The organism is Actinomycetota bacterium (genome assembly GCA_030776725.1).
GTDB lineage: Bacteria > Actinomycetota > Nitriliruptoria > Nitriliruptorales > JAHWKO01 > JAHWKW01.
In genome coordinates this window covers 1-3,513 of the sequence record JALYHG010000231.1, presented here as the reverse complement: position 1 = coordinate 3,513, position 3,513 = coordinate 1, and the positions used below count along the sequence as shown (strand labels likewise).

The window sequence follows — 3,513 nt, the reverse complement described above, 5'->3', positions numbered from 1 at the left end:
TGCTCGGCAAGGACGGCCACCTCCAGGCGCTGCTGCCCGCCGCTCGCCTCCACCTGGCCCGCGGCGACCACGACCTCGCCCGCGCCACCGCCTCCCGGGGCCTGCGGGCGGTCGGCGACGATCGCCTGCGAGGCGCCGAGCTCCTCGCCGTGCTCGTGGACACCGAGCTGGCCGCCGGCGACCTCGACGCGGCCATCGCCTCCTGCGACGACCTGGTCGCCCGCGCGGCGCACCTCGACGTCCCCGGCCTGCAGGCCAGGGTGTCGGCGGGGCGCGCCCGCGTCCTCGCCGCCGCCGGGGACGTCCCCGCGGCCATCGGCACCATGGAAACCGCGCTGGACCGTCTGCCGCCTACTGGCGTGCCGCTGCTCCGTGCCACCCTGCTGCTCGACCTGGTGCGTCTCCACGACCAGGCGGGCAACCGGGCGGCCGCCAGCGTGGAGGCGAGCCGGGCGGCCGCGGCGCTGGCCGGCCTCGACGTGGTGCTGCCCGCCGACGACGTGACCCTGCTCGAGCGCGTGGGCGTGGCGGTGCCCACCGACGGCGCCCACACCGCGGGACGCACGGCGACCCTCACGCGGCAGGAGCGCTGCTGGGTGGCCGCGTGCGACGACACGCGTGCGCGGTTGCGGAACACCAAGGGCCTGGGCTACCTCGCCGAGCTGCTGCGCAATCCCGGCGTCGAGCGCCACGTCCTCGACCTCGTGGACCGGGTCGAAGGGGTGACCGTCGGCGAGGCGGCCGTCGACCGGCGCCACCTGGAGGACGCCGGCGAGCTGGTCGACGCCAAAGCCCGCACCGCCTACCGCCACCGCATCGAAGAGCTGCGGGGGCAGATCGACGACGCACTCGCCACGGGCGCCGAAGAGCGCGCCGAGAACCTGCAGGCGGAACTCGACGAGCTGGTGCGCCATCTCGCCGCGGCGTTCGGGCTAAGCGGTCGGGCCCGCCGCGCCTCGTCGGCGGCCGAGCGGGCACGCCTCAACGTCACGCGGGCGCTGCGGGCGGCGACCGCCGCCCTGCGCGAGGCCCTGCCCGAGGCCGGCACCGTGCTCGACCGCCGGCTGCGCACCGGCCTGTACTGCGCCTACGAGCCCGACGACGGCGACGACGTTCACTGGGTCGTTCAGTCCTGAGTGAACGGGACTAGCCACGAACGAACGCCTCCTTTAGTGGAAGCGATCCACGACCAGGAGGTACGTGATGACCCAGATGCATGCGGCCACCGCGGGAGTCCGATGATGGACGCCCCCTACCAGGCCGGACCCGATGTCCATGTCCTGCCGACCACCGTGCCCCTGCCGGGCGTGGGGGTGCTGCCCGTCAACGCCTACGTCCTCCTCGCCGAGGAGCCGGTGCTGGTCGACACCGGGCTGGGCGCCGACGGTGAGCAGTTCGTCGATGCGCTCACCTCGATCATCGACCCGGGCGCGTTGCGGTGGGTCTGGTTGACCCACGACGACGCCGACCACACCGGCAGCATCCAACGCGTGTTGGATCTGGCGCCGAACGCCCGCCTCGTCACGCATGCGCTCAGTGCGTTGCGGATGGCGTCTTGGTGGCCGGTCCCGCTCGACCGGGTGCACGCTATCCGGGTGGGTGACCGGCTCGCGGTCGGCGACCGCACGCTGCTGGCCGTGCCCCCGCCGCTGTACGACAACCCCATGTCAACCGGGCTGCTCGACGAGGCGACCGGCACGCTGTTCTCGGTGGATTCGTTCGGGGCAGTCCTGCCCGAGGCGACCCAGGACGCCGCGGACGTGCCGGAGGCCGCGCTGGCCGGCGGCATGCAAGCGTGGGCCAGCGCAGACTCGCCGTGGGCCCACCTGCTGGACCGCGAGCGGTTCGGCCAGGTGCTCGACGGGGTCCGTCGCCTCCAGCCCAGCCGCATCCTGTCCTCGCACCTGCCCGCCGCCAACGGCACATCGCTCGAGCGTTTCCTGCAGGTGCTGGGGTCGGTGCCCGACGCCGAACCGGCCGTCGCCCCGAACGATGAGGAGTTCACCCAGATGGTCGAGGCGTTGACCGAGATGCGACCCGAACAGCCTGTGGCGGCCGCCACGACGTAGGGGGAGCGATGGTCATCGCGAACGTCGAGATGGCAGCGGCGTGGGACGGCGCCGAGGGACAGCACTGGGCCGCCCACGCCGACCGCTACGAGGCCACCGCAGCCGGCTACTGGCAGTCGCTGCTGGCTGCGGTTCCCATCGCCCGCGACGCGACGATCCTCGACATCGGCTGCGGCACCGGTCGGTCGACGAGAGATCTCGCCCGCATCGCCCCGTCGGGCTCGGTCGTCGGGGTCGACCTGTCCGCGAAGATGCTGGAGCACGCACGGGCGAAGGCCAGCGCCCAGGGACTGTCCAACGTCCGCTTCGAGCAGGCAGACGCCCAGGTCCATCCCTTTTCCGACGACACGTTCGATCTCGCCGTGAGCGTGTTCGGGGCGATGTTCTTCACCGACCCGGTGGCGGCGTTCACCAACATCGCCCGAGCGCTCCGTCCGCGGGGCGGCCTCGCCCTGCTCGCTTGGAAACCGCTGGAGCAGAACGAGTGGGTGGCCGCCCTCCGCGAGGCTCTGTCGCTCGGCCGGACGCTGCCCACGCCCCCGGCGGGGGTGCCCGGACCCTTCGGCCTCGCGGACCGACCGTTCACGGGGCGCGTCCTCGCCGACGCTGGCTTCGTGGATGTCACCTTCGACGAGGTCGTAGAGCCGATCCGGTTCGGAGGCGACGCCGACGCCGCCTTCTCGTTCGTGTCGACGTTGGGCATCACGAGAGGTCTGACCCAGGATCTCGACGACGCGCGGAAGGCGGTCGCGCTGGACGCGCTCCACGCCACCCTCATCGAACACGAAACCGAGACCGGTGTGCTCTTCGGGGGGTCCGCCTGGTTGGTCCGCGGACGGACGAGGTCGAGCAGCTGAGCTGTGTGGCCGGGCTGCCCGGCCCGAGACGCCGCGCTCAGAACGGTGGCTCCGTGCGGGTCGCTCGGTCGGCGGGGTAGCGCATGAACTCGGCCACCGAGCGCGGCGGCGAAGGTGGTATCGGCGGCTCCAGGCGGCTTCAGCGAGGGTCGGTGTCGTACGCCTGGCCCCGGTGGCGGATCGCGACGACCCTCACGGTCTTGTCGTCGTCGCGGAGCGCGTAGATGATCCGGTACACGCCGACCCGCAGCGACCGAAGTCCGGCTAGTCGCCCTCGGAGTCGGTAACCGGCCCGCGGATCACGTTCTAGCTCTGCGAGCGCGTCGAGGACGGCTTGTGCTCGTAGGTAGTCGAGCCCCTCGAGTGCCGTCCGCGCGGAACGGGTCAGGAAGACCCGCGCCACTAGGACTCCGACGGTTGCTCGAACTGACGGCGCACCTCGTCCAGTGGCAAGAGGTCACCAGCGGCTAGGTCATCCAGTCCTCGCTGAATCGCTGTGAGAGTGTCGTCATCGGACAGGATCTCGGCGGTCTCTTCAAGCGCCTCGTACTCGTCGACCGGGATCACGACGGCTTCGGGTCGACCGT

5 protein-coding genes are annotated in these 3,513 nt (G+C 72.1%); 3 read left to right on the top strand and 2 right to left on the bottom strand.

Annotated features, from left to right (window positions below):
• From M3N57_11220 to M3N57_11210, 3 genes are all read left to right on the top strand, one after another.
• The coding region (locus tag M3N57_11220; GenBank protein MDP9023238.1) for a hypothetical protein at positions 1-1,136 on the top strand (1,136 nt) is incomplete at its 5' end.
• 102 nt (positions 1,137-1,238) lie between these two features.
• Complete coding sequence (locus M3N57_11215; GenBank protein MDP9023237.1) at positions 1,239-2,069, top strand: MBL fold metallo-hydrolase; 831 nt, start codon at positions 1,239-1,241, stop codon at positions 2,067-2,069.
• A gap of 8 nt (positions 2,070-2,077) precedes the next feature.
• A complete protein-coding gene (locus M3N57_11210; GenBank protein MDP9023236.1) occupies positions 2,078-2,926 on the top strand; it encodes a methyltransferase domain-containing protein in 849 nt (282 codons plus the stop codon).
• A 139-nt stretch (positions 2,927-3,065) separates the two neighbouring features.
• Here the strand turns inward: M3N57_11210 and M3N57_11205 are convergent, their stop codons facing one another.
• Both M3N57_11205 and M3N57_11200 read right to left on the bottom strand, forming a co-directional pair.
• Positions 3,066-3,329, bottom strand: a complete 264-nt coding sequence (locus M3N57_11205) for a type II toxin-antitoxin system RelE/ParE family toxin (protein ID MDP9023235.1) — start codon at positions 3,327-3,329, stop codon at positions 3,066-3,068.
• Positions 3,329-3,513, bottom strand: a 185-nt coding sequence (locus M3N57_11200; protein ID MDP9023234.1) for a type II toxin-antitoxin system prevent-host-death family antitoxin, incomplete at its 5' end; no start/stop codon positions are given. The genes M3N57_11200 and M3N57_11205, both read right to left, overlap by 1 nt.